20 protein-coding genes, 1 tRNA gene and 1 pseudogene are annotated in these 24384 nt (G+C 61.1%); 12 read left to right on the top strand and 10 right to left on the bottom strand.

Annotated elements, in window-relative coordinates:
* Together Q0X21_RS04245 and dcd are read right to left on the bottom strand one after the other, a co-directional pair.
* Nucleotides 1-1153, bottom strand: a 1153-nt coding sequence (locus Q0X21_RS04245) for a UDP-glucose/GDP-mannose dehydrogenase family protein (RefSeq protein WP_297850504.1), incomplete at its 3' end; no start/stop codon positions are given.
* Between the two features lie 199 nt (nucleotides 1154-1352).
* Complete coding sequence (gene dcd / locus Q0X21_RS04240; protein ID WP_297850503.1) at nucleotides 1353-1916, bottom strand: dCTP deaminase; 564 nt, start codon at nucleotides 1914-1916, stop codon at nucleotides 1353-1355.
* Between the two features lie 86 nt (nucleotides 1917-2002).
* Here dcd and Q0X21_RS04235 point away from each other — a divergent pair.
* The 3 genes from Q0X21_RS04235 (at nucleotide 2003) to Q0X21_RS04225 (ending at nucleotide 3176) form a co-directional block, all read left to right on the top strand.
* Nucleotides 2003-2076 (top strand) — tRNA-Gly (locus tag Q0X21_RS04235).
* 92 nt (nucleotides 2077-2168) lie between these two features.
* Nucleotides 2169-2426 carry a hypothetical protein gene (locus tag Q0X21_RS04230; RefSeq protein WP_297850502.1) on the top strand — a complete coding sequence of 86 codons (258 nt, stop codon included), beginning with the start codon at nucleotides 2169-2171 and terminating at the stop codon, nucleotides 2424-2426.
* 9 nt (nucleotides 2427-2435) lie between these two features.
* Nucleotides 2436-3176, top strand: coding sequence for an alpha/beta fold hydrolase (locus Q0X21_RS04225; protein ID WP_297850501.1), 741 nt, complete (start codon nucleotides 2436-2438; stop codon nucleotides 3174-3176).
* Here the strand turns inward: Q0X21_RS04225 and Q0X21_RS04220 are convergent.
* Nucleotides 3173-4855: a VanW family protein gene (locus tag Q0X21_RS04220; protein WP_297850511.1), complete on the bottom strand. Its 1683-nt coding sequence runs from the start codon at nucleotides 4853-4855 to the stop codon at nucleotides 3173-3175. The genes Q0X21_RS04225 and Q0X21_RS04220 overlap by 4 nt on opposite strands.
* Before the next feature lie 56 nt (nucleotides 4856-4911).
* The gene (locus Q0X21_RS04215) at nucleotides 4912-6036 is read right to left on the bottom strand and encodes a glycoside hydrolase family 3 N-terminal domain-containing protein (RefSeq protein ID WP_297850500.1); all 1125 of its coding nucleotides are present in this window, start codon (nucleotides 6034-6036) and stop codon (nucleotides 4912-4914) included.
* Nucleotides 6037-6107: 71 nt separating this feature from the next.
* On the opposite strand from Q0X21_RS04215, the gene Q0X21_RS04210 reads away from it, so the two are divergent.
* Together Q0X21_RS04210 and Q0X21_RS04205 are read left to right on the top strand one after the other, a co-directional pair.
* Nucleotides 6108-6305, top strand: a complete 198-nt coding sequence (locus Q0X21_RS04210; RefSeq protein ID WP_297850510.1) for a DUF2613 domain-containing protein — start codon at nucleotides 6108-6110, stop codon at nucleotides 6303-6305.
* Nucleotides 6306-6318: 13 nt separating this feature from the next.
* Nucleotides 6319-8037: pseudogene (locus Q0X21_RS04205) on the top strand (alpha-(1->3)-arabinofuranosyltransferase family protein); the annotation flags it as partial.
* Between the two features lie 1117 nt (nucleotides 8038-9154).
* On the opposite strand, the gene Q0X21_RS04200 reads toward Q0X21_RS04205, so the two are convergent.
* Nucleotides 9155-10309, bottom strand: coding sequence for an acyltransferase (locus tag Q0X21_RS04200; RefSeq protein WP_297850499.1), 1155 nt, complete (start codon nucleotides 10307-10309; stop codon nucleotides 9155-9157).
* Here Q0X21_RS04200 and Q0X21_RS04195 point away from each other — a divergent pair.
* Together Q0X21_RS04195 and Q0X21_RS04190 are read left to right on the top strand one after the other, a co-directional pair.
* Nucleotides 10308-10937, top strand: coding sequence for a porin PorA family protein (locus Q0X21_RS04195; protein ID WP_297850498.1), 630 nt, complete (start codon nucleotides 10308-10310; stop codon nucleotides 10935-10937). The two genes, Q0X21_RS04200 and Q0X21_RS04195, sit on opposite strands and share 2 nt — an antisense overlap.
* Entirely contained in the window at nucleotides 10924-12423 is a 1500-nt protein-coding gene (locus Q0X21_RS04190; RefSeq protein WP_297850497.1) for a hypothetical protein, read from the top strand. The genes Q0X21_RS04195 and Q0X21_RS04190 overlap by 14 nt, the downstream gene beginning before the upstream one ends.
* Nucleotides 12424-12474: 51 nt before the next feature.
* On the opposite strand, the gene Q0X21_RS04185 is transcribed toward Q0X21_RS04190, so the two are convergent.
* Together Q0X21_RS04185 and Q0X21_RS04180 are read right to left on the bottom strand one after the other, a co-directional pair.
* On the bottom strand, nucleotides 12475-13548 hold the full coding sequence (locus tag Q0X21_RS04185; RefSeq protein WP_297850496.1) for a glycosyltransferase family 4 protein: 1074 nt from the start codon (nucleotides 13546-13548) through the stop codon (nucleotides 12475-12477).
* Nucleotides 13549-13711: 163 nt separating this feature from the next.
* Nucleotides 13712-14002, bottom strand: coding sequence for a hypothetical protein (locus Q0X21_RS04180; RefSeq protein ID WP_297850495.1), 291 nt, complete (start codon nucleotides 14000-14002; stop codon nucleotides 13712-13714).
* A gap of 66 nt (nucleotides 14003-14068) precedes the next feature.
* Between Q0X21_RS04180 and Q0X21_RS04175 the strand changes: the two genes are divergently transcribed.
* A complete protein-coding gene (locus Q0X21_RS04175) occupies nucleotides 14069-14818 on the top strand; it encodes a class I SAM-dependent methyltransferase (RefSeq protein ID WP_297850509.1) in 750 nt (249 codons plus the stop codon).
* On the opposite strand, the gene Q0X21_RS04170 is transcribed toward Q0X21_RS04175, so the two are convergent.
* The gene (locus tag Q0X21_RS04170; RefSeq protein WP_297850494.1) at nucleotides 14815-16629 is read right to left on the bottom strand and encodes a phosphoenolpyruvate carboxykinase (GTP); all 1815 of its coding nucleotides are present in this window, start codon (nucleotides 16627-16629) and stop codon (nucleotides 14815-14817) included. The two genes, Q0X21_RS04175 and Q0X21_RS04170, sit on opposite strands and share 4 nt — an antisense overlap.
* 306 nt (nucleotides 16630-16935) lie before the next feature.
* Here Q0X21_RS04170 and trmB point away from each other — a divergent pair, with 306 nt between their 5' ends.
* The 4 genes from trmB to Q0X21_RS04150 are packed head-to-tail and all read left to right on the top strand — an operon-like array spanning nucleotide 16936 to nucleotide 21698.
* Complete coding sequence (gene trmB, locus Q0X21_RS04165; RefSeq protein WP_297850493.1) at nucleotides 16936-17709, top strand: tRNA (guanosine(46)-N7)-methyltransferase TrmB; 774 nt, start codon at nucleotides 16936-16938, stop codon at nucleotides 17707-17709.
* Entirely contained in the window at nucleotides 17706-18377 is a 672-nt protein-coding gene (locus Q0X21_RS04160) for an NYN domain-containing protein (RefSeq protein ID WP_297850492.1), read from the top strand. Before trmB ends, Q0X21_RS04160 begins: the two co-directional genes overlap by 4 nt.
* 30 nt (nucleotides 18378-18407) lie before the next feature.
* Nucleotides 18408-20690 (top strand): MMPL family transporter, encoded by a 2283-nt coding sequence (locus Q0X21_RS04155; protein ID WP_297850491.1) that lies wholly within the window; start codon nucleotides 18408-18410, stop codon nucleotides 20688-20690.
* 6 nt (nucleotides 20691-20696) lie between these two features.
* Nucleotides 20697-21698, top strand: coding sequence for a YbhN family protein (locus tag Q0X21_RS04150; protein WP_297850490.1), 1002 nt, complete (start codon nucleotides 20697-20699; stop codon nucleotides 21696-21698).
* Between the two features lie 51 nt (nucleotides 21699-21749).
* Here Q0X21_RS04150 and Q0X21_RS04145 read toward each other — a convergent pair whose 3' ends face one another.
* The gene (locus tag Q0X21_RS04145; protein WP_297850489.1) at nucleotides 21750-23333 is read right to left on the bottom strand and encodes a vWA domain-containing protein; all 1584 of its coding nucleotides are present in this window, start codon (nucleotides 23331-23333) and stop codon (nucleotides 21750-21752) included.
* A gap of 229 nt (nucleotides 23334-23562) precedes the next feature.
* Nucleotides 23563-24249, bottom strand: a complete 687-nt coding sequence (locus Q0X21_RS04140) for a hypothetical protein (RefSeq protein ID WP_259902279.1) — start codon at nucleotides 24247-24249, stop codon at nucleotides 23563-23565.
* Nucleotides 24250-24384: the final 135 nt, after the last annotated feature.

Genomic DNA, 24384 nt, shown 5'->3' with positions numbered 1-24384 from the left:
TCAGCGCGTCGTCGAGCGAGGATGCGTAATCGAGCGTTGGGAAGACCTTGCGCGCGTTGTCCATGCCCTGCGGGTCATACACGCGGACCGAGGCGCCAGCGAGGTTGAGCTGGCCCGCGACGGCGAGTGCGGGCGAATCGCGCACATCGTCGGAATTCGGCTTGAACGCGGCACCCAGCACAGTGATTCGACGGCCGATGACCGAGCCAAGAATGTCGCGCGAAAGATCGACAACGCGCTGACGGCGGCGCATGTTGATCGCGTCCACCTCACGCAAGAAAGTCAGCGCCTGGTCAGCGCCGAGCTCGCCGGCGCGGGCCATGAATGCGCGGATATCCTTCGGCAGGCAGCCACCACCGAAGCCGAGGCCAGCGCCCAGGAATTTGCGGCCGATACGGTCGTCGTAGCCGATTGCGTCGGCAAGCTGAGTGACGTCAGCGCCGACTGCCTCGCAGACCTCAGACACCGCGTTGATGAAGGAAATCTTCGTAGCCAGGAAAGCATTCGCCGAGACTTTCACCAGCTCAGCGGTCTGCAAATCAGTGACGATGAAAGGTGTTTCACGCTTCAACGGAGTGGCATAGACCTCACAGGCGATCTCCTCACCGCGCGAATTCTCGGCGCGAACACCCAGCACGATTCGGTCCGGCTCAATCGTGTCCTTGACCGCGTAGCCCTCACGCAAAAACTCCGGATTCCAGGCGATTTCTACAGTGGCGCCTTTGCCTGCCTTCGCCACGAGCGCATCAGCACGCTCCTGCAAAGCGCGCGCCGTACCCACCGGAACCGTCGACTTGCCGAGGATCAGGTGGTCGCCCTCCAAATGCGGAACGAGACTATCGATCGCGGCCTCAACATACGTCGTGTCCGCCGCGTACGAACCACGCAACTGCGGCGTACCCACACCGATGAAGTGCACATTCGCGAAAGCTGCAGCCTTCGCATAATCAGTTGTGAAACCGAGGTTGCCAGCATCAATATTGCGCTTCAGCACCTCCGGCAGACCCGGCTCATAAAACGGCACATCGCCGTTCTTCAACGCGTCGATTTTCGCCTGGTCAACATCAATACCGAGCACCTCGTGCCCCAGCTCAGCCATGCAAGCCGCGTGCGTCGCTCCGAGGTACCCAGTGCCAATCACAGTCATGCGCATACGGGTCATTATGGCCCGGCTCGCACGATTTGGCAGTGCAGTCAAAAAAGAGGGCGCTTATCGACGCCCTCTAAAACCTTTACTTGTGCCCGCACCCGCCCCCGCACCCACACTGACCGCCCTGGTTGGTGGTCTCGTTAGCAGCAGTCGCTGCGATTCCTCTTGAAGAACTTTTTCGTATTTGAAACGTGCTCAAAGATCAGCGGAAGTTCAAATATGCCTTCGATGGCGTCGGCCCACGCTGCCCCTGGTACTTCGACCCTACGACAGAGGAACCGTACGGGTTCTCAGCCGGCGAGGTCATCTTGAACAACGCGAGCTGGCCCACTTTCATTTCAGGCCAGAGCGTGATCGGCAGGTTAGCCACGTTGGACAGTTCAAGGGTGATGTGGCCAGTAAAGCCCGGATCGATGAAGCCTGCCGTGGAATGAGTAACCAGGCCAAGGCGACCCAAGGAGCTCTTGCCCTCAAGGCGACCGGCGAGATCGGAAGGAAGGGAGAATTTCTCCAGCGTTGCAGCCAGCACGAATTCACCTGGGTGCAGCACGAACGGTTCACCTTCGGGGACCTCAACCTCAGTGGTCAGGTCGTGCATTTCCTGCTTCGGGTCAATGTGCGTGTACTTGGAATTGTTGAACACGCGGAAGAAGCGGTCGATGCGCACATCCACACTGGATGGCTGAACAAGGTCTGGGCTGAACGGGTCGATGCTCAGACGGCCGGCATCAATGGCGGAGCGAATGTCACGGTCAGAAAGAAGCACGCCTTCATCTTACGACGCTCCCCTGCACTAGACACTGCCGGGCCTTTTAAGTGCCGGCACCTCGCGGTGCTACGATGACTAGCGCTGCCGGCGTAGTTTAGTGGTAGAACATCAGCTTCCCAAGCTGAGAGTGCGAGTTCGATTCTCGTCGCCGGCTCCACTTCCACCCCAGTTATCCCGTTGATACTGTTTTGGTCATGAAACGACTTCTCTGCAGTGTCACAGCAGCCCTGGGATTCGGAGCATATCCGCATGCTGAACACATTCCCGGATACAGATCCGCGGGTGGTGTACACATCGCTGTACTCGGAAAACGACGGAGTGGTCACGCCGTACACCAGCTCGATCCTTGAATCCGTCGACGGCGCGGACGTGGCCAATATGGAGGTCCAATCCGTGTGTGGCGGCAAGGTCAACCACATTTTCATGCCACAGAACCCCAAGATCACTGCACTAGTCGCGTGGGGTCTGGAACGCGATCGGGGAGAACATACGCCGACTCGCTGTTAGCGTGGCTGTGTGCGCCTGATCGAGCCTCTTTTCAACGACCCAGATTTCACACCAACTCATCCGACCCCAGTGCTATACGTGCATGGGATTCATAGTCGGACGAGCGGGTTTCGTCGTAACGCGCGCTTTTTGCGTGATCACGGCTACTGGGTGTGGGGCTTCGATTACGGCAATATGTTCCTGCCTGGGCTCTACGGCACGGGACCGCTCGAAGACTCGTTGGAGGAGTTGCGCGCGAATGTCGACCGTGTGCTTGAAGAGACGGGTGCGGAGCAAGTCGACATCGTGGCCCATTCACAGGGCGGGCTGCTGACCAGGCTGTATATCGAACACGGTGGGAGCGCTAAAGTGCGACGCGTCGTCGCGATGGGCGCAAATTTTCACGGGACGGACATGCTCGGCCGGGCGCCGCGGATTCTGAAACGCTTCGACCAATTCCCCACTCTGACCCGCGTGCTGCTCACCGCTAGCGTGCAGCAGCAATTGGCGGGCTCAACGTGGATGCGTGAAAACGCTGATCCGCTGCCGGACACCGACCCATCGGTGGTGTACACGAACCTGTACTCCACCCGCGACACGCTGGTCACACCGATTGCCACGTCGATGCTGAAATCCGTGGACGGTGCCGATGTGGTCAATATTCCTGTCCCCGGCGAGCCGATTCACCAGCTGATGATGCGGGACAAGGAGATCTGCGAGCTCACCCTGTGGGGGCTAGAGCGCCCCGTGGGCAAGCAACACCCGAATTAGCCGCAGCGCACGATCGGCTGCGGGTCGTACACGGTGGTCTGGGTCTCGCGGCTGATCTCGTTACCGGACAGATCGCGGACGATGCGGGTATCCGAGGTGGTGAAGCCTTGAGCACCGCCGGAAGGAATGCACTCGCCAGTGACGGTCTTCGGAGTCGGGGACGTGTACGCCCAACGGCCACCATTGATGGACTCGACCTCGCGGTCCTTCACACCCATCAGACGCACGGTGATCTGACCACCACCGAAATCGGTAGTGATCTTGACTGGGTGCGGGGTGTCGTTCTTGAAGGACAGGTCAATCGCACCCTCGTACACGGTGGCCTCACGGCCAGCCGGGTAACGGGAGATGTAATACGAGTGCGGCGTGTGGGCCACATCCGTCATGCCAGCGAAATAGGAGGCGTTGTACAAGGTGGTGGCGAACTGGGAGATACCACCACCGACAGCGTTGCCTGCACGACCGTCGATGATGATGCCGGAGGACACATAGCCCTGCGCAGTGCCGCGCGGGCCGGTGTAGCCGTTCAAAGAGAAGGTCTCACCAGGGCTGACAATCGCACCGTTGACGGTATTAGCCACGATCGAGATATTCGTGCCGGAAGCAGCGCTGTAGCCGCTGGTGGTGAACTCGCCGACCACATCATCGAAGGTGGCATTATTCGCCTGCTCAGTGGTGAAGGTGGCGGGCACTTCGCGGTACTGGGCTTCCCAGGTGCGCGGTTCACTACCAAGCACGCGCTTGCCAAAGTCCTTCATGGTCTCGTCCCAGCGGATCTCGTTGCCGTCGACGGACGGGCTGACCTCGCCGGAGGCAGAGATAGTCGCGTTCTTACCTTCCTTGACGGTGTCTTTCAGCTGTTCAGCGAAGATGTCCTGGGCAACGTCAGCTTTAACCTCAGGCACGATGCGGCGTTCCTTCGGGTCATTGCGGAAGGTGACCACCTCGCCGATGCGGTCGCCATCGATCACAGCGTCGGTGTCCTTCTGCCCCTTCAGGGTCAGCGGGCCATCAAGCGCGCGGGCGACGGGCCCGTCGACAGTCTCTTTGACCAGTTCTTCGTCGATAGCTGGCTGGGTCACTTCGGGTTCGACGGTGACACCATCGGGATTGAGCCAGTTGGCACTCATGGCGCGGGTTAGCTCGTCGGCATCGATGTCCTGGCCCGGCTTGGGGTCGGTGACATCCGCCTTACCGTCCTTGATGGCCACAGCGCCGTCAGCGGGCTCAATGGTCAGATCTTTAGCTACTCGGTCGACAGTCGGCTTCAGCGCCGCATCGTCGGTGGAGGAGACGATATCCACCTCCGTGGTCCGGAACAGCCCCATCAGGCGGGTGAAGGGATTCAGCGATTCGGTGCCAGCAGCATCGATAGTTGCCTGCCAGTCGGCGCCAAGCCCTGCGCTGGCGGGAATGAATTCGGTGGTCTTCTCGCCAGCGGTGACGGTGACCGGCTTGTCGGTGACGCCACCGAGCTCACTGCTCAGCTTGTCCACGGCAGCCGCGGGCTCCATTCCACCGACCTCAACGCCACCGACGGCGGTGCCGCGGGGAACATTGCCGCGGTTGAAAGCGACGTCAGCCAGATACAGCCCCAAAAGGAGCACAATCAGGCCGACGATGAAGCCCGCGGCGATCTTCACGCCGCGAGATCCGCTGGTCTCGCGTCTCGCATGCACAGTACTCACGGATTTCAAGAGTAGTGGACGCAGCCACAATCGGCGGAAAAAGGGGGCTAGCGGGAACCGGCCTTGAGCTGCTGCTGGACGCGGCGGGCGGAGTCGTCGATACGCGAAACGGGGATCTCACCCTTGTCCACGGCGGCGACGGTGCCGTCGATGGCTTCTTTGAGGTCTTTACCCGAAGACCACAGTGCTTGGTCGGCGCCCGCGGCAATCGCACGGCGGACGGCAACGGGTGTGGGCATCAGGTCAGTGATCGCACGCATACCGGACAGGTCGTCGGTGATGGCAACACCCTCAAAAGGCTGCCCACCAGGGTAATCGCCGGTGCGGAGCAGGCGGTACGCATCCGGGTTGAGCGAAGACGGCGTCTTCGGATCCCCAACCCCCGGCACGACCATGTGCCCGACCATGACAGAGGCATTCGGGAATTTCGGCAACACCGCTGCATAGGGCGCGAGATCGAAGGCGTTGAGGTCCTGGAGCGGCGGGGTGAGTGCGAGCGTGTGGTGGGTATCTCCACTGGCCCGTCCGTGGCCGGGGAAGTGTTTGAAGGTGGGGGTAACGCCGGCGTCGATAAGCCCCTGCGCAAAGAGCACGGCGACTTCCGCGACACGCTCGGGCGAGGAGCCGAAAGCACGGTCACCGACGATGTCTAGGCCGGCTGCATCCACATCAAGCAGCGGCGCGTAATCGACATTGATGCCGTAACTCGCCAGCCGCGTGCCCACCTCAAAGCCGCGATCGCGGATCGCCTCGGGCGGCTCCTGCGCAAGATCACGCGGCGAGGAGAAGGAACCCAAGATGTCCGAGTGGCGTTGCACACGACCACCTTCGAAGTCGATGCCCACGGAAAATGGGCGGTCAAATTCCTTGCGCAGGGCGTTGATATTGCGGCCTTCCTGCGTGAGCAATGCGGGGTCGGACCAGCTGGGCAAGAACAGTCCGCCAGCGCCCTGCTCGAGCGCGGCGCGCGCTTCGTCGTAGGTGGTCACGCCAACAACCATCAGCGAAGCCACGCGTTCGCGCAGGTCAGCAGGGATCGCGGGGAGGGTCTCCGTCACGGTCTGGGTTTCCGTCTGCTCGACGGGCACGGGCTCTACTTCGGGTTCCGGTCCCGCGCATGCTGCGCACACGAGGCACCCCGCCACGCCGACGGCCACAGCACCAATGCGCATTACGGACCCCCTTCTTTCAATCGCTTATCGACGATCTTATCCCCCTGGTAACCTCAGTTCCCATGACGTCTGTGATCCGCACCAGCCAGTCCATGCCACGCCGCTCGCTTGGCCCTGTGCTGGCCAGTTCGGTCACCGGCATCGTGCTCGGCGTGGTCGGAGTTGTTGGTATTGCTTCCTTCTCTGGGCAGAACCAGGTGCCGTCCGGCAATGCTGTCCCCGCCGATGAGGCTGTCCTCGGCGGCCCGGAATACGGCTCCCGTCAATAACCCTCCCTGATAAATGCGGTCCCTGCGCACGCATCTCGCCGGGTGGTTCCTTCTCACCCTCCTTGCATTCCTGCAGGCACCCGGCCGAACAGCGGCGGACACCAAATTCGATCTGACCGCTGATCCCGGCGCGTTTCTCGCTGCCGCCACGCATGCGTACACCGACCGCTTCACGCTGGGGCAGATCCAGAACCAGGCCTATGGCTACCTCTTCCCCCACGGGGCATTTTTCTGGCTGACAGAACCATTGCCGGATTGGATCGCGCAACGCCTGTGGTGGGCGATCGTCATGGGGACTGCGTTTTCCGGGATGGTGGTGCTGGGAAGGCGTGTGGGGCTCAAGGGGGCGTCGATAAGCGTTGCTGCTGTTGTGTACGCGCTGAGCCCGCGGATTTTGACCACGCTGACCGCGATTTCTTCTGAGGCGTGGCCCGTTGCGCTGGTGCCGTGGACGCTGGCGCCGCTGCTCGGGCAGCGCATCACGCGCGGGAATGTGGCTGGGGCCGTGATTCCGGTGGCGCTGATGGGCGCGGTGAATGCGACTGCGACGATGATGGCGTGCCTGCCCGCATTCGTGCTGCTCATCTACCGTTTCGCGTGGAAACCACTGCTGGGGTGGCTGCTCGGTGTGGTTTTGGTTTCTGCATGGTGGATCGGCCCGCTTTTGGTCCTGGGGCGATATTCGCCACCGTTCACGGATTACATCGAGTCGTCTTATGTGACCACGCGCTGGCTGAATCTGGCGGAGGTGCTGCGCGGGACGACCTCGTGGGCGCCGTTCGTGGACACGGAGCGCACCGCCGGCCATCTTCTGGTCACCGAACCTGCCTTTGTGCTGGTCACCCTCGCCATTGCGGCATTCGGGCTAGCTGGACTCGCGCTGCGTGACATGCCGTGGCGCGGTTATCTCATCGTGTTGCTGTGCGTGGGCGTCGCGCTGCTGGGTGCCGCGCACGGACCGCTGGGAGGCGCATGGCTTTCGCTTCTCGACGGCCCCGCCGCCCCCTTCCGCAACCTCCACAAACTCGACCCGCTGGTGCGCCTGCCGCTCGCGCTTGGTGTGGGGTACGTGGTCAATCGGGCGCGCATGCCCGTGGTGGTCGCTGCTGTGCTGGCCACTGCGTTGGCGACATCGCCCGCGTGGACGCTGCGCCTGGCACCGGAAGGAACGTGGACAGCGGTGTCTTCTGATTGGGAGGGTGCAGCCTCCTTCATCGAGACGAATGCTGCTGGAACCCGCACTCTCGTCGTCCCAGAGGTGCAGTTCGCACGCCAAACCTGGGGCTGGACGCGTGACGAGCCAATCCAAGGGCTCACCTCCACCAGGTTTGCCGCCCGCGATGCCGTCCCACTCGTGGACCCGGAAGCGATCCGTGGGCTCGACGGCCAAATGGCTGCTCTGGATCCGGAAGCGATGCGCGCCATCGGTGTCGGCGCCGTGGTTTTGCGCGACGATTTGGCTTCGGGGCCTGATGCCCCTGAGCTCGATGAGAGTTTCGGTGAGCCTGAGCACTTCGGCGATCTCTCCGTCTACCTGGTCGAACCAGAACGCGACATGATGATCGCCACAACTGACCTGCCCACCGTTGCCGGTGGCGGTGAAGTTCTGCCACTGCTTGATAGGGAATTCGGGTATTCCCCACGCACGATCACTAGCGCTGAGCAGGCCGATATCATCACCGATACCCCTGCTCTGGCGAAACGTAATTATGGCACTTTGACCGGGGCTACATCTCCCCACCTACGCGACCTGACGGAGGGCGGGGCGATCCGTAATCGCGTCCCCGACTACCCGTCCGATGCCCGGCGCGTCCGCGTCACTGAGACCGGCGGTACCGTACGGGCCTCCTCTTCCGCAGCAGATGCCACATCCTTTGGTGGTGCGAAGCCAGCTGAATCGCTGACGGCGGCCACGGATGGGTTGGAGCAAACCTCATGGCACCCCACCCCGGGCGATCAGGACCCGTGGATCGAAGTCGAACCTGACACACCCGTAGACACAGTGACCATCACCGCCACCGACGATGTCGAGGCGACCGTGAATTCCCGCAAAGTCTCCTTTGCCGCGGGCGAACCACTCACCGTTGCTGTTGACGCGGGGCCGATCCGCGTGGAATTGGACGAACCAGCAGGGATCAGTGAGATCGACGCCGGAATCACCCGCACGGTCACCGTCGAAGGCACGGGCAACACATACTTCTTCCAGCGTCTGCTCCCCGCAGATGACATGATCCGACGTGCATTCACCACCGACCGGGCAGGGACGTGGACCCTGTCCCACGATGCGGAGATCGACGGAGAGGCACACGAGAAAGGCAAAGTCGAACTCGCTGCCGGTGAGCACACCATCGTCACTGATGCAGAAACAATTGCGCTGAGCCGCGCTTCGAAGACGGCGGAGTGGGCGCCTTTCAGTGGGACCGTGAACCAGTCCCCCACCGACCAGCTGATCGTGACCACGCGGTCTTTCAATACGGGGCTGCGCGGCAGCGTGGCCGGGACGCCGGTTGAGCCGATGCGTGTGGATTCCGGCATGCTCGCCTTCCACGTCCCCGCCGGTGTGCACGGCGAATTTGCGATGACCTTCGCCGGGGAGAAATTCTTCCGCGCCAGCCTCTTCGGCGGTGGTGTGGTCAGTCTTTTGACGCTCGGACTGTGCGTGCTGTGGGCGCGGCGAACTCGAGGCACGACTGCGAATGGTGACAAGACGGTAGGCATCACTACGGCAGCCGGGCTGGCCGTGCTGATTATTGGCGGCATCCCCGGTATGGCGGTCTTCGTGGCGACTTACCTGATCCGGCGATTCACCCTCATTCCACCATGGGCACTTTCAGCAGGTGCCGCCGGGATCATGGGCCTGTGGTTGGCGCGGGCACCGTGGCCGGCGGCGAATTATGCAGGAGATTCTCTGGCAGTGACTCTGGCCGGTTGCGTTGCTTTGAGTTGCCTCGCAGCCAGTGCATGGCGGGGGCCTCGACAAGCTCATAACTGATGTAGCTCACCGCCACCGACACCACGACCGTAAAGACCAGGACCAGCACGAAATCGACTGGCCGGCCGGTGAACAGTTCGATGCCCAGGATCGGGAAAGCGAATTCCAGTACTGCCACGTGCCATAAGAAGATCGAATAGGACCACCTGCCCAAAGCACGCATCACCGGGCTGGCCAGGACGCCATCACGCTGCGATGCAAGGGCAAAAGGCACCAGAATCAACGCGGCAAAGACCGTGCCCAAGATGATCCGGACATTGAACTCAGACGGGCTCGGGTGCGTGAGTCCCCGTGGCCCCACCCACTCTTGGCCAGCCAGCCACGCTACGCCGAGCGCCGAGATCGGGAAGACCCAGCGCGCCACACCTGTCACGGGCAGACGAACCCCGGCGCGCTCCAGCTCCGCACACCCCAGCCCCACGGCGAACCACGCGGCATAAGACGGAGGGAAAATCTGCAGATTCACCAGGACATCGAGCCCATCAATCAGCCACGGCCACGCCAACCCGAATAGCACGGAGCCAACCAGCAGCACCGCGCGCACCCGCTGACCGGCCACCAAATAAAGAGGCAAGACCAGGTAGAACGCCACCTCGATGCACAACGACCACAGCTGCGTCAGCCCTGGGATCAGCCCGTCCGGCACGTAGATCTGTGTAAGCGTCAGGTTGGCCAGAGCCTGCTGCCAAGACAGATTCGACAGGCTGGGCAGTGCCGCCATGACCACCACCACGCACACCAGATAAGCAGGGAGGATACGGGTGAGGCGGTGGGAGGGGTACGTCGATAAGCGTGCTTTTCCGCGGGCCAACAGGAAAGCCGAAAGGGCGAAGAAAACGGCGACGAAGAAATCGAAACGCTCAAATAGTGCGCTGCCCAGGCCGGTCTGGAAGGAAACGTGCGTGACCACGATCCCGAGGGCGGCGACCGCGCGCAGGCCCTCGAGCTCCGGAAGGATCGTGCTGTGCAGCTTGCTAGTGTTCGAGATACTGCAAGTGTAAAGGAGGGCCATGAAGCGGCTGTACTGGTGCATTGCCCTGTTCATCTTCGGCATGGTCCTGGGCACACTCGTCGCACCCCCGATTATTGGTTCAATGAAACCGCTGGCCAACGGCACGACCATGCTCACGTGGGACGGGCCGGAGAAAGTCACGACAGAGATCGAAGTCGACGGCGCGAAGAAGGATGCGCACGTGACTGTCCGCGGGCAGGGGCGCGAATTCACCGATGAGATCTCGCGCTACACCGCTGAAACAAGCCGTGGCCTGGTGTTTTTATTCCCTTACGAGCCGGATCGCCGCAGCTTCCGCTTCTACGACCCGGTCACTGAAACGCAAGGCACGGTCGACTATGTCGGCCCCGGCGAAGTCGCCGACCTGCGTACATATGTCTTCCACGGCACCCTCGACGGCCAGGAGCGCACCTTCGAGGTCGAGCGCAAAACCGGCACCCTGCTCCGCGCCACATGGGAAACGGCCGAAGGCATGTACACGCTCGATTCTGCAACGGAGCAATCGCTTATCGACGCCGCCACCCACAAAACCCGCATCCTCAAACTCCTCCAGATCCTCACCTGGCTGGGCAAATTCATCGCATTTATCGCTGCAGTGACCGGAGTGGTGTTCTTTGTCCGGCGCTAGTTGGGCGGCTCGCACCGCGCTGATCGCGTGGGGCGTGTTTCTGGTCGGGGCATTGACCTGGCCATTTCTGCTGGTTTTCTCCTCCCCGGGCAGTGCGCTGGCGCTGCGCGACATGATGGTCCTGCCCCACCCCGCGCTGACCCACGCCGCATTAGGTTTTGGGGATCTTCCCGCGCGGAGCGCACCGCAAGATGGTGTGCTCGCTGTGGTGGGCAAGGTCCTGCCGGCCACATGGTTCGTGGCTTTGGCGATGGTGTCCGCCGCCGGTGTCGCCGCGTGGGTTGGGGCGCGCGCGGGATCCCGCCCATGGACCCGTGCTGCGGCCATGACCGTGGCCGTGTGGAATCCCTTCGTGGTCGAGCGCCTCCTGCAGGGTCAGTGGTCACTCGCCCTTGCCGCATGGCTTTTGCCCGCCATCGCACTATGTCCGGGACCTATGCAGCTGTGGGCCATGTGGGGTGCGTCGCTGACCCCGACCGGTGGTCTCTTTGCACTGTTCACTGCACTGTTCACTAACCGACGCGTTCTTCCCTTCGGCCTTCTCGCGTGTACGCCATGGCTGGTTCCGGCAGTTCTCTCAGCCTCATCCGGTACCGCTTTGGCATCCTCTGCCACAGCTTTCGCCCCGCGTGCCGAGACTTTCGCCGGCACTCTCGGCTCCCTGGTCGGCCTCGGTGGAATCTGGAATGCATCCGCCGTCCCTGCCTCACGTTCAGCCGGATTTGCAGTGGCCGGTATCGCCCTATTCGGTGTGCTGGCATTGGCATGGCGGTTCGTGCCACGCCCCCTATTAGCCCTGGCAGGCATCGGTTTCGCCATTCCGCTTTTCTCGTGGCTTATGCCCGGCGCGATGGGGTGGTTCGTGGAGAACATCCCCGGCGCCGGCCTCTTCCGCGATGCCCAGAAATTCGTCGCACTCGCGCTACCCGCGTTCGTCATGGCTGCTGCCCGCCTCGACCGAATCGATTTACGTCTTCCCGCCGTCGCGCTTCTTCTCGCCCTAGTCCAGGTCCCCGATGCGCCACGTGCTGTTGCTGCTCTCGCGCCAGTGCAGGTTTCTGTCCCGGCTGTGGATCATCAGGGCCGCGACGTGTTTTTCGACGGCCGCCCCCACCTGCTCACCCGTCCCGATGGCCTGCCGATTGTCGACCCCGCCACCAAGGCAATGAATGTCGTCGAATCCGGCGAACTCGTCGTCGACGGTGTCCGCGTGGACGAGCCGTCCCCGCGCTGGCGTGCCGCGACCGATATCTTCGGCACGACGCCCCGCCCGGAGCTCCCCTCCGACGCGGACCTTTCGGTGCAGCTTTATTATTCGGACCCCCAGGTCGCGCTCGTCGTGCATCCCGACGGCACTATCGAAGACACTGGCTACCCCGCCCGCGCGCTGCCCCGCACCGGCATCGCGTTGCTGGTGCTGTGGTTCCTGCTACCGGTACTCGCATTCGCGCCGGTTCTTGGGCGCCGGCTCCGCCTTCTTCGGTGAGGAAGTTAAGTCTAAAAATTAGTTCTCCCTGGTCAACCGAAATCGGCCCGTTCAGTGCCTGACGACGCGGCGGAGCAATGCCTCGAATTTACGGCCGGTTTCTTGCCACGAGTACTGGGCAGCACGTGATCGGGCAGCGGTGCCAAGATTTGTGCGGCGGTCAGGGTCGGAGACAAGGTCTCGGACGGCGGCGCGGAATTCTTCTTCTGAATCGATCAGAATGCCGGTCTCACCGTCAATAATGGAATCACGCAGGCCACCGGCCTCCCGGTAGCCGACGGTGGGGACACCGTGCTGAGCAGCCTCGATGACCGCGATGCCCCACCCTTCCTTCGCAGACGGCATAAGGTGCAGGTCAGAGCGAGCGAGAAGAGCGTGTTTAAGGTCGTCGCCGACGTGGCCGTGAAAGATGACGCGGTCGCCGAGGTCGGCGCCGTAGGCGCGCAGTTGGTCTTCCCACCAGCCAGAACCAACAATGTCCAGAACCACACCGGGCAGATCACGGATCGTGTCAATAGCCTGTTCAATCCTCTTGTGAGGCACGAGTCGTGACAGCACGACGAGGTGCGTTTTGCCATCTGGCTGCAGCGATGGCAGATCGGCGGGGACAGGATCAACACCATTTTCAATGATGGCGATGTCATCACGGTTCACGCCGAGGCGAACCAGATCCGTGCGTGATGCCTCCGACACAGTCACATACTGCGCGCCACGGTAGACCAAAGGAGCCACCTTCGATTCCAAGAACCAGCCCAACCGGCCGATCACAGGACCCGCGACGGGCCATTGTTCCTTGTGGCAGTGGTGAGTGAGCAACACGACCGGCTTGCGAGTAAATAACCGCGCGAAAAAAGGAATGCCGTTCTGGGTATCCACGACAACATCCGCTCCGCTGGCCCACACCGCAAAAGGAGCGCGCAGGTAGACCGTGTACTTCCCACCGAAGCGCTGAAAGCGAATGCCGTCACGGACTGAGCGGTGTGGTGCATCGGTGTGGCTGGCGCTGCGGTAAATCACCTCGTGTCCCTGACTAGCCAGGTGCGCCCCGACACGCTCCAGGTAGCGTTCGCTGCCGCCACCTTGAGGGTGGGTGGTGTCGCGCCAGCACAGCAAGAGGATCTTCATCCCGGCTGATCTTACGCGGGTGAGTGAACCTCCATGCCGAAGTACTCGGCGGCTTCGACCATCCGCTTGTCCCTTGCTCGCGTTTGCGATTCACCCGCTTTTAGAGCCACGCGTCGTAGCTCAGTTTCCAAAAGCGCGGAGGAAATGAGCTAGCACGAGGAATTCACCTCAGTTCATCGAGAATCTCCATCACGCTGGGGCCGCTTCGAGGGGGATCAATATCGAGCTCTTCCCACCTTCCGGGGTTGCGTGCGGGAACAACCCTGGGCTCATTCAAAGCGGTGATTTTCCCTACTGGCATACCGCGATCTGTGAGAACATAAGCGGCGCCTGCGGCGAGCTCACGATGCAGGTTGTCGATTTCGGATTGTAAATCGCGCACGGAAATATGGCGTGCCCCCTCCACATGGCTCTCGGGGCGAATCCGCCTATGGTTCGCGTGCGTGCTGGTCATGCTGACAAATTAACACGCTTAGCTGAACTTGGGAACAGTGTTAGTGTCACTGAAGTGGACATTCGTATGGGACGCACGCGCAGCTTAGCCACGTTGAAGCGCTCGGTGGGGCTGCTGCGCGCGTTCAAATATGAGCAGTCGCAGCCGGAGAAATTCTATGGGGCGCTGGCGACTGATACGGCGGAGTTGCTGGAGGCGCTCAGTCAGGATGTGCTGGGCCGGGGGTTGAACGGTCAGCGTGTCCTGGACGTTGGTGGGGGTCCCGGGTATTTCGCAGACGCATTCGGGGAAAGGGGGGCGTGGTATGTGGGGCTGGAGCCGTCGATAAGCGAAATGTCGGCGGCGGGCTTGAGTGGTTACGGCGCGGTGCGTGGCGATGGTGTGGCGCTGCCATTCGCGGATGACGTGTTCGACGTGACGTATTCGTCGAATGTGGTTGAGCATGTGCCTGATCCGGCGGCGATGTGCGAGGAGATGCTGCGGGTGACGCGCCCGGGCGGGCTAGTCGTGGTGAGTTACACGGTGTGGCTCGGGCCATTCGGCGGGCATGAGACGGGGTTGTGGCCGCATTATGTCGGCGGTGATTTCGCGCGGCGGCGCTACGAGCGCATCCACGGGCACCCGCCGAAGAATGTGTGGGGCGAATCGCTCTTCGCGGTGTCCGCGAAATGGGGCCTGGACTGGGCCGACCAAGTGAAGGCAGAAAAAATCACCGCGTTCCCCCGCTACCACCCGAGCTGGGCCTGGTGGCTCACCTCGGTGCCGGTGGTGCGGGAGTTCGCGGTGTCGAACCTTGTGCTGGTCCTGCGGGCTTAGATCATCGAGCGGGACTTCTCCAGCTCGTCGAAGATCTCCTGCGGGATGCGATCGCCCAGTGTGCCCAGGTACTCCTTGCCCTCTTCGAAGTCAGCGGCGAACTCCTCCGGGTTGACGGCGAGTGCTTCGCGGACATCCTCGATCGGGGTATCCAAACCTTCAAGGTCGAGGTCCTCGGCGCGGGCGACATTGCCAGCGACCGTCTCGTCAGCCTCGACGCGGCCCTCGATGCGGTCAACGATCCACTTGAGCACGCGGGAGTTCTCGCCGAAGCCCGGCCACAGGAAGCGGCCGTCCTCACCACGACGGAACCAGTTGACCAAGAAGATCGACGGCATACGGTCGCCGCCCTCATTGCCACGGTCAATCCAGTTCTGCATGTAGTCACCGACGTTGTAGCCGATGAACGGCAGCATCGCCATCGGGTCGTGGCGCAGGGAACCAACCTTCGCCTCGAGGGATGCAGCGGTCTGGCCGGAAGCGAGCAGGGAACCGATCATGGTGCCGTGGTTCCAGTCACGTGCCTCGGTGACCAGCGGGATGGTGCTCGGGCGGCGGCCACCGAACAGGATCGCGTCGACCTTTACACCGCGCCAGTCGTCGAATTCTTCTGCCGCGGACGGGCACTGCGTGATGGGCACGCAGTAACGGGAGTTCGGGTGAGCAGCCGGGGTGGTGGACTCCGGCGTCCAGTCATTGCCCTGCCAGTCGATGAGGTGCTCCGGGGTCTCACCGTCCATGCCTTCCCACCAGACATCGCCATCGTCGGTGAGTGCGACGTTGGTGAACAGGGTGTTGCCCGGCTCCATGGAGCGCATCGCATTCGGGTTGGAGGCGTAATTGGTGCCCGGTGCGACACCGAAGAAACCATTCTCGGGGTTGACAGCGTACAGGCCGTCCTCGCCGGGCTTGAGCCATGCGATGTCATCGCCGACGACCTCGGCCTTCCAACCCGGGATGGTCGGGGTGATCATGGCCAGGTTGGTCTTACCGCACGCAGACGGGAACGCACCGGTGACGTGGTAAGCCTTGCCCTCCGGGTCGATGAGCTTGAGGATGAGCATGTGCTCAGCCATCCAGCCCTCTTCCTTGGCCATGACAGAAGCGATGCGCAGGGCGTAGCACTTCTTCGCCAGGATGGCGTTGCCACCGTAACCGGAACCGTAGGACCAGATCTCCTTGGTCTCCGGGAACTGGGAAATGTACTTGGTGTCATTGCACGGCCACTCAACGTCTTCCTGGCCCGGCTCCAGCGGGGCGCCGACGGAGTGGAGGCAGCGCACGAAGTTGCCGTCCTTGCCGATCTTGTCCAGGGCTTCCTGGCCCATACGAGTCATAATGCGCATGGACATGACCACGTACTCAGAGTCCGTCAGCTGCACACCCAGCTTCGGGTCCGGGTCCGAAATCGGGCCCATGCAGAACGGCACCACGTACATGGTGCGGCCCTTCATGGCACCGCGGAAGTGCTCGGTCATCTCAGCCTTGAGCTCGTCCGGGGCGACCCAGTTATTGGTCGGGCCAGCGCCATCCGGGGTTTCGGTGGAGATGAACGTACGGGACTCAACACGCGCCACATCGGACGGGTGCGAACGTGCGAGGAAGCTATTCGGGCGCTTCTCCTCGTTGAGCTTGATCAGCGTGCCCTTCTCCACCAGCTCGGCGGCGAGACGGTCCCATTCTTCCTGGGAACCATCAGCGAAAACCACCTGATCCGGCTGGAACAATTCAACAGCTTCGTTGATCCACTCGATCAGCTGCTCGTTCTCAGTGGGGGTTTGCCCCTTCAACCCCTTGACTGCAGTGGCCAATTGCTTCTCCTCTAATTGTCGGCGGTTCCTCACTTTTAGCGTATCGGAGTTCCGCTATGTCTGGTTCTAACTCTTTAACCGCCCATTTAATTAGCGTGAAACTACACATTCACTACCCCCAAAAGAGTGTGGGTAATTCCCAACTATTCCCCGCGGTTCTACTTGTTATGCTGCTCTTACCTCAGGGAAGCAGGCATGAAGTGCGGTTGTGTGAACAACCCCTTACCCGACGAAGCCAGAGTCCTTTTGGTTCCCCTATGCGGGGGGCATCGCGCATGAAAATGCAGGCTCGTGGAGAATATCAGCGTGAACGAAAATGACTCCCGCACCAGCGAACTCGGCGAGCTTCCTGCCGGTCGGCCACCGCAGACCGAGTTCGACACCGGCCTTGATTACCCGCGCCTGGGCTCGGTCACGTTTCGTCGCGGCACGCTGACGGACAATCAGCAGGCGCTTTTCGACGAGCACTGGCCCCGCCTCGGCCGCGTCCTCACCCATTCCGATGAGGACCAGACCATTGATTACGACGAATGGTTCGGCCGCGAAGGGCACCCGACGATCGTGGAGATCGGTTCGGGCACGGGAACGTCGACAGCTGCGATGGCGCCGCTGGAGGCCGATACCAATGTCATTGCAGTGGAGCTGTACAAGCCGGGCCTGGCAAAACTGTTGGGCTCGGTCGTCCGCGGCGATATTGAGAATGTGCGCATGATCCGTGGCGATGGCGTGGAAGTCTTGGCCCGCATGATCGCGCCGGAATCGCTCGACGCGGTGCGCATCTTCTTCCCTGACCCATGGCCGAAGGCACGCCACCACAAGCGCCGTATCGTCCAGTCGGGCACACTGAACCTGATCAGCTCGCGCCTGAAAAAGGGCGGTGTACTGCATGTTGCCACCGACCACGCTGACTACGCTGAATGGATCGACGAGCTCGTCGAAGTGGAGCCGACCCTGGAGTACAAGGGCTGGCCGTGGGACGAAGCACCGATCCTGACTGACCGACAAGTGATCACGAAGTTCGAAGGCAAGGGCCTGGATAAAGACCACGTGATCCGCGAATACCTGTGGGTGAAGAAATGACTGACCTGCACAATATGCCCCACCCGTACACCGCTGGTGCGGAGGCGGGACCGGACAATCTGCTCCTGGTCTGGGATGCACCGAACCTGGACATGGGGCTCGGCGCGATCTTGGGTGGACGCCCAACTGCCGCATACCGCCCGCGTTTCGACGCAATCGGCCGTTGGCTGGCCATGCGCGCCGTCGAACTCGGCGAAGAAACTGGCACTGACATCGAGCCGGAAGCCACCGTTTTCACCAATGTCTCCCCCGGCAGCGCCGATGTGGTGCGCCCATGGGTTGAGGCATTGCGCAATGTCGGTTTCGCTGTGTTTGCTAAGCCAAAGGCCGATGAAGATTCGGACGTGGATGCAGACATGGTCGAGCACATCCGACGTCGACAAGCGGAAGGCGTTTTGCGTGGTGTCGTTGTCGCGTCTGCTGATGGGCAGAATTTCCACGAGCTGTTAGACGAACTCGCGGCGGATGGTTTGCCCGTCACCGTGCTCGGATTCCACGAACACGCCAGCTGGGCAGTGACGTCGCCAACCATTTCATTCGTAGACTTAGAGGACATTCCAGGGGTCTTCCGCGAACCATTGCCGCGTGTGAACCTGGACCAGCTGCCGGAGGAAGGCGCTTGGCTGCAGCCATTCCGTCCGCTGTCGGTGCTGCTCAACAAAGGTTAAAGCCGCGAAGGTCAAAAGATAGGAGAGCCCGTGTTCTACAAATGGGGCCAGATCGCCTACCGCCACCGCCGAATCATTCCGGTGGTGGTGATCGCGATCATTCTGCTCATGCAGGTGCTATGGGGCTCCAAGCTGGGCGACCGGCTCTCGCAGGAGGGCTGGGAAGACCCGGGCGCGGACTCGACTACTGCCGCGATGGTCGAAGAAGAGGTCTTCGGCCGCGATAATGCCGGCGACGTGATCCTGGTGGTCAGCGGCAATATCAATGACAAACAGGTCGTGGCTGAGGCGAACCGCCAGATCAGCGCGCTCAAGCAGCAGTACCCGGAGCAGATCGATAGCATCACCAGCTATTTCGATCGGCCGAACCAGCAGTTGCTCTCCGAGGATGGCAAAACTGCTTTTGCTGCCATTGGGCTGAAAGGCGATGGTGAGCAGACGCTGAAGGACTTCCGCACGATTGAAGATTCCCTCTACGACATTCAGTTGCCGGAAGGCGCGAAAGTGCAGGTGGCTGGTGCGACGGCGATCGCTGACGCGCTGGACCAGGGAATGGCTGATGATATTGCCCGGGCGGAGAAAATCGGCCTGATTTTCGTGGCGATCATTTTGCTCTTCGTCTTCGGCGGTGTGGTCGCCGCAGCAATGCCACTGGTGGTGGGCATTTTGTCCATTCTGGGCTCACTGTCGGTGCTCTCCCTGCTGGCGCAGGTGCAGCAGGTCAATGTCTTCTCCCAGTCAGTGATCACGCTGCTGGGGCTGGGCCTGGCCATCGACTATGGCTTGTTCATGGTCTCCCGCTTCCGCGAGGAGCTTGACCAAGGCAAGAGCATCGAAGATGCGGTGGCGGAAACGACCACAACTGCGGGCAAGACTGTGTTCTTCTCCGCGTTGATGATCGGTGTGGCACTATCCGGTCTGTTGATGTTCCCGCAGGCCTTCCTCAAATCCGTGGCATACGGTGCGATCAGTGCTGTGGTGCTCGCCGCGATCATTTCGGTGGCTGTGCTGCCGGCGCTGTTCGGCATGCTGGGCCACAATATCGATAAATTCTCGGTGCGCCGCACCAGCAGGAGGGCCCGCCGGATCGAGGACACGATCTGGTACAAGATCCCTAATTGGGCGATGCGCCACTCCAAGCCGGTCATCGTTGGTGTTGCTGGCGCTTTGATGCTGCTCACCTTGCCGATCGTGGGCATCACCTTCGGCGGCATCAACGAGTCCTACCTCCCGCCGTCCAACCAGGTCCGTCAGGCCCAGGATGAGTTCAACGAGACCTTCCCGGCCTTCCGCACCGACCCGGTGAAGCTGGTTGTCGAGGATGCCTCTAACCAGGAGCTCGTCGACATCGTCTGGCAGACCCGCAGCATCACCGGTCTTGCTTCCCCGATGGAGAAGACCAAGTCCACTCCGGACGGCACTTTTGTCCTGTCGGGGACATTGGCGGACCGGAACGGTGGCGAGGACGTAGTCAAGCAATTGCGCGCGATTGAGGCCCCCGAAGGCGTGAAGCTACATGTCGGCGGCACCCCGGCGATGGAGGTCGAGTCGATTGAAGCGCTCCTGGACCGCCTGCCGTGGATGGCTGTGTACATGGTGGTGGCTACGTTCCTGCTGATGGCGGTGCTGTTTGGCTCAATGATTCTGCCGGTGAAGGCCGTGATCATGAACATCCTCGGCATCGGCGCCACCCTCGGTTTCCTCACCCTCGTCTTCGTTGACGGGCTCGGCGCGGGCGTGCTCGGCTTCACGCCTGGCCCACTGATGAGTCCGGTGTTGGTGCTGATCATCGCCATTTTGTACGGCCTGTCCACCGACTACGAGGTCTTCCTTGTCTCCCGCATGGTGGAGGCACGCAATAAAGGTGCGACCACGGACCAGGCGATCAAGTACGGCACTGCGCACACGGGCTCGATCATTACCGCGGCCGCACTGATCATGATCGTCGTCGCGGCAGCCTTCGCGCTGAGTGAGATCGTGATGATGAAGTACATCTCCTACGGTCTCATCATTTCGCTGGCGCTCGACGCGACGCTCATCCGCCTCCTCCTCGTTCCCGCCGTCATGCACGAGCTGCGTGAGGACAACTGGTGGGCACCCCGCTGGATCAAACGCGCCGCGGAATCTTTCGGGGAAGGTGGCGACAACAACACGCCAAAGCTTATCGACGACGCCCCCACCCACCCCCGCACCGGCGAAATCCCCATCGGGGAGACCGTTCCGGCACAACAGCACGCCCGTTCCGGTGTTTCCGTGGACGAGGACACACAGCTGATCCCGTTCGATGAACTGATGCGCCGACTGAACCAGTAGGCGCCAATGTCGAATGCCCAGGCGTGGATTCGTTGGCTGGCACCCGTGGCGGTGCTGGCCATCATTGGTGTGGTCTTCCGCGACCAATTGCCATTTCTGGGTCAGGCTTTTGCGGCACTGAACCACGCCTCCCCCACTTCGGTCGCAGCGGCCGTTGTGTGCTCTGTCCTAGCGATCGTGTCGATGGCAGTGGTCATGCGCATCCTCCTCACCAAAGAGGGCGTGCGCGTGAATCTGGGTAATGCCACCGCCATCACTTTGGCAAGTAATGCTTGGTCCACGACCATTCCGGGCGGCCCGGCCCTGTCGGCGTGGCTGACATTCAACGTCCACCGCTCCTGGGGTGCATCGGTGGGGCTGTGCGGCTGGTTCTTCGTTATTTCCGGTGCATTGTCGACGGTGTGGATGGTGGTCATCGGCATCGCCGCAGTGATTTTCCTCGGCGCTCGCCTGTCCGTCTGGGCGCTGGTCGGTTCACTCGCCTTCGCACTGGCTGCGATCATCGCGCTGTTCTGGGCGGTCTATCACCCCGAGGTTCTCCGCCGCTGGGTGCGCTTCCTGCCGGAGAAAGTCCGGGGCAAGGTTGCCGATGTCGTCGATCAGCTCGCCTCAATCCGCATGTCACCTGGTGCTTTTCTGGCCGCGGCAGTCTTCTCACTGCTCAATCAGTTGATCGACGTAGCCACCCTCTACTTCTCCGTCTCCGCCGTCACCGGCGTACTCCCCGGTTTTTCAGCCGGGCTGAACGAGACGACGATTCAGGGCGTGACCTTGGCATTCATCATGACCAAGCTCGCCGGCGCCGCCCAGGTGACGCCGGGCGGCATCGGCACCGTCGAGCCCGTCGCTACTGCTTCATTGGTCGCTTCGGGCTTGACGCTTATCGACGCCACCGCCGCCACCCTCATCTACCGCATCGTGTCCTTCGCCCTGATCACCGCCATCGGCTGGGTGATTTACCTTGTGGCATATGCCGGAAAAGGCTTCATGCTCGGTAAGCCGGATTAAACCAGCCCACCGAGCATGATCAGTTAATTCTCGCCAACAGCGAGGGGGAGTTTATTCCTCTTCGGAAGAGCCTCCCGGCTGCTCTTCTTCGCTGCCCTGCTCCTCAGATGCCTTCGAAGAACCAGCGAAGACTTCACCAATGGTGGTCTGCTCACCAGAGCTACCGGTGCCCGGTGCGCAGAATGCGGCCAGGTAACCACCGAGGCCGGCGAGTGCTGCCAGACCACCCAGGACAGCGAGCACATCCTGCGAATTAGTGCCGAAGGCCTTCAACTGGTTGTTCAGCTGTGCAGTGAACTGAACTGCCTGCTCGTTGTAAATACCCAGGTTGCGCTGCAGCTGGTTATTCGCTTGCTGGATCTGCTGGCCGAGATTGCCCTGCAGACCTTCCAGGCCCGGAATCTTGGCATTCTTCAAAGCCATCAGCGGGAGAGCCAGAAGCAGCACACCAAGCAGACCGCCGACAGCCGGGAGGCAACGCTCTGAAATCGGGGCGCTCGATGCCTTGTCCAGCGGGCCCGGGATGTTCTCATCCAGGTTGGAGACTTGGCAGGACAGTTCCGCACCAGTCTTCGCCGGAACGGTGAACTTGTTCTCCTCCGGGCTCACCTCGACCTCAGCACCCTCGGCGTCGGTACAGGTCACGCCCTTCAGCTGACCGTTTTCCTCAGCGACGGTGACCGTGCCCTCAGTGCCCGGACGGGACGTGCGGTAACGCAGCGTGACCTTGCCATCCTTATCAGTGATGAACTCCTCGTCGAATGCCGCGATGGTCTTCTTCGGGTCATTCGAGACCGGGTTCTCGATGGAGAATTTCCAACCGTCCTTCGTGGTCGGTTCCGTCGGCTCAACCGGGTTGCCCTTCTTATCCACGAAGTTCTTCTCAATGTGGATCTCACCCTGGCAGCCCTTGGTGGCCTGGTCGACCAGCCTATTGGACAGCTCGGTGTACTCGGTCACAGCGACCGCGTCATTCGGACCGGAGATGTATTTAAGGTAGGTGGATGCATCGGTGCCTGGTTTTACTGCCTTTCCGACAGCCAGCGGAACAACACGAGTGCCTTCTGCCTTGAGCTCATTAGCGGCCTTCACCGCTGCTTGGACGCTTTCCTTCTTTCCGCCCTTAGCAGCGCCATGATTATTCGGCTCGCCATCCGTAATCAGGTACACGACGGAGTAGTCCTGCCCCTTGACCTGTCCCAGGCCTTTCTCCCAGTTGGTGCCCCTGCTGGTCTCAGGGATCGCGAGGGTATCAATGTGATCCTTGAGCTTTTGCTGCTTGGAAGACGGGGTCTTATCCAGGTTGGTCAGCCCCTTTGCCGGCGCAGTCGACGCGAAGCTGTAGATACCGATATCAGTCCGCGTATCCTCAAGCGCTTCAACAACAGCCTTGCCAGCCTCCTTGGACTGGGCGAGGCCTTCGTCCTTGATCGAGCCGGACACGTCGAAGACCAGAGCCATGCTCAGGCCACCGCATTTCTCCGGCAGGGGCGGGTTCTTACCGATCTCGCTGCCAGCTTCCACTGGCGCGGCAGATGCCTGCGGTGCCGCCACCAAGGAACCAGCGATCAGTGTGAGGGCCGTGAACAGCGTGAGGAGCACCCACTGCAGGCTCACTCGTTTGTGTGCGTTCATAAGAATTCACTCCATAGAATATGAAAATTACCTTGAAGTGGAGTGCCTTAGGACTCTCCAGAATGGTCGGCATAATAAAAGTCGATTACGGAAGCCTTCTTCCGTGCGAACTGGGTCTCTTATACAAATATTTGGGAAAATATCTACTAAGGATTCCTTAGTAAGCGAGAACACGTATAAACACCGGCACCTGATGTCCGGGTGCCGATGTTAGATCATTTTCAAACTGTCACAATGCTTTGAGTGCTCTGCCGTAGCAGAAACTGACTGTTGCTGCGTATCCTCCGGCAGCAGCTATCAAACAAGCTGGAGCGCCGACACCTGCCGTAAAGGTTCCCAGAAAACCGCAAGCCAACGAGAGCCCAGTGACGACTGCCCACGGAACCCCAGCGTTACTCAAGCAGCTATTGAATGCGCTCCAAGCATCACCAACACTGCGTGTCTGGTATGCCGCATCGGATTCTCGTACTACATCATCGAACTCGGGCTTTCCATCGATCCAGATTTGAAGTCGCGCATCATTCTCTCCACTCTTCGTAATCTGAGTCTCGGCCACACTATCGATGTCGTCATTTGACGTTCGTACCAAGATGTAATTCGTGTCTTCGAACTCGCCAGCGAGCGGGAGCCTGTACACAGTCTCGGTATCGCCTTCCACCGCCACAGCCTGGCCAAGATCTATGTCTTCCACCGGAGCAACGTGCGGAATCTTTCCGTTCACGAGACCATCCTCGAGAAACTCTTTTTCCGCACCTGTGGCATCACGCCCCACTTTTTGATCTGGCTGTTCCGCCACCGCGTGAGCCTTACACTCTTCATCTACTGGTACGTTCGAAGCTTCCTGCGCACCGGCATTTGGCTGACCCAGAGTTATTGCAAAAGCGACTGTGAGAAGAGCGGATGTGAATTTTTTCATCTTGCAGCTGAACCCCTTTTCTGATTGTACTTGGTGATGAAGTAGAAGACTGGGACCCAGACGAGTGTGGCGATAGCGACAGAACCTAGGATTGCCATCGCAGTAACACCTAGCGATACCGGTGTCCAAAGAATC

The organism is uncultured Corynebacterium sp. (assembly GCF_947253065.1).
Taxonomy (GTDB): Bacteria; Actinomycetota; Actinomycetes; order Mycobacteriales; family Mycobacteriaceae; genus Corynebacterium.
Note: the sequence above shows the minus strand (reverse complement) of the source record. Positions and strands in the feature narration are given on the sequence as shown.

Bases quoted from the DNA above. Each gene is read 5' to 3' on its own strand.
- Q0X21_RS04230 (WP_297850502.1), top strand. From the start codon at position 2,169: ATGCTGAACACATTCCCGGATACAGATCCGCGGGTGGTGTACACATCG.
- Q0X21_RS04215 (WP_297850500.1), bottom strand. From the start codon at position 6,036: ATGCGCATTGGTGCTGTGGCCGTCGGCGTGGCGGGGTGCCTCGTGTGC.
- Q0X21_RS04195 (WP_297850498.1), top strand. From the start codon at position 10,308: ATGAAGCGGCTGTACTGGTGCATTGCCCTGTTCATCTTCGGCATGGTC.
- Q0X21_RS04200 (WP_297850499.1), bottom strand. From the start codon at position 10,309: ATGGCCCTCCTTTACACTTGCAGTATCTCGAACACTAGCAAGCTGCAC.
- Q0X21_RS04185 (WP_297850496.1), bottom strand. From the start codon at position 13,548: ATGAAGATCCTCTTGCTGTGCTGGCGCGACACCACCCACCCTCAAGGT.
- Q0X21_RS04180 (WP_297850495.1), bottom strand. From the start codon at position 14,002: ATGACCAGCACGCACGCGAACCATAGGCGGATTCGCCCCGAGAGCCAT.
- Q0X21_RS04175 (WP_297850509.1), top strand. From the start codon at position 14,069: ATGGGACGCACGCGCAGCTTAGCCACGTTGAAGCGCTCGGTGGGGCTG.
- Q0X21_RS04160 (WP_297850492.1), top strand. From the start codon at position 17,706: ATGACTGACCTGCACAATATGCCCCACCCGTACACCGCTGGTGCGGAG.
- Q0X21_RS04150 (WP_297850490.1), top strand. From the start codon at position 20,697: ATGTCGAATGCCCAGGCGTGGATTCGTTGGCTGGCACCCGTGGCGGTG.
- Q0X21_RS04145 (WP_297850489.1), bottom strand. From the start codon at position 23,333: ATGAACGCACACAAACGAGTGAGCCTGCAGTGGGTGCTCCTCACGCTG.
- Q0X21_RS04140 (WP_259902279.1), bottom strand. From the start codon at position 24,249: ATGAAAAAATTCACATCCGCTCTTCTCACAGTCGCTTTTGCAATAACT.